Consider the following 977-nt stretch of genomic DNA (forward strand, 5'->3'; position numbering starts at 1 on the left):
ACGACAGGCGCTACGCGATCGACGCGCGCAAGCTGGAGCGCGAGCTGGGCTGGAAGCCGGCCGAAACCTTCGAGACCGGCATCCGCAAGACGGTGCAGTGGTACCTGGAGCACCCCGAGTGGGTGCAACACGTGCAGAGCGGCGCGTACCGCGACTGGGTCGAGAAGCAATACGCATGAAGATCCTTCTGTTCGGTGCCAACGGCCAGGTGGGCTGGGAACTGCAGCGCAGCCTCGCGCCCCTGGGCGAAGTGGTGGCGCTGGGGTCAGCGGGCCGAGAGGGGCTGGTGGGTGACTTCCTGAACCCGGAAGGCATTGCGCGCACCGTGCAGGTGGTGCAGCCGCAGTTCATCGTCAATGCGGCCGCCTTCACCGCCGTGGACAAGGCCGAGGCCGAGCAGCAAGTTGCCCGGCAGGTGAATGCCTTGACGCCTGGCGTGCTCGCGCAGGCGGCGCAGGCCTGCGGCGCCTGGCTGGTGCACTACTCGACGGACTATGTTTTCGACGGCAGTGGCAATACGCCCTGGGTCGAAACGGCTGGCACCGGCCCGCTCAATGTGTATGGCGCCACCAAGCTGGAGGGCGAGCGCCTGATCGCGCAATACACGCCGCGCCACCTGATCCTGCGCACGAGCTGGGTGTATGCCGCACGCGGGGGCAACTTCGCGAAGACCATGCTCCGGCTGGCCCGGCAGCGCGAGCGCCTGACGGTGATCGACGACCAGCATGGCGCGCCCACCGGCGCCGACCTGCTGGCCGACCTCACCGCCCATATGGCGCGTGCTGCCATGGCCCGTCCGCAACTCGCGGGGCTTTATCACGCTGCGGCCGCGGGTGAGACGACGTGGAATGGCTATGCCCGCTTCGTGCTGGAGAACGCGGCCAGGGCGGGCGTACAACTCAAGGCTGATGCCGCCGCAGTGGACCCCGTGCCGACCGGCACGTTCCCTACCGCAGCGCGCCGGCCCCTCAATTCAA

1 protein-coding gene and 1 pseudogene are annotated in these 977 nt (G+C 68.4%); both read left to right on the forward strand.

The genetic code is table 11. From position 1 onward, the window contains the following. A pseudogene (locus IM725_RS20000) lies at nt 1-179 on the forward strand (dTDP-glucose 4,6-dehydratase); the annotation flags it as partial. Next, on the forward strand, nt 176-977 hold an 802-nt coding region (gene rfbD, locus IM725_RS20005), incomplete at its 3' end, for a dTDP-4-dehydrorhamnose reductase (RefSeq protein WP_193782395.1). The pseudogene IM725_RS20000 and the gene rfbD, both read left to right, overlap by 4 nt.

The sequence above is a fragment of the Ramlibacter aquaticus genome (assembly GCF_015159745.1).
Classification (GTDB): domain Bacteria; phylum Pseudomonadota; class Gammaproteobacteria; order Burkholderiales; family Burkholderiaceae_C; genus Ramlibacter; species Ramlibacter aquaticus.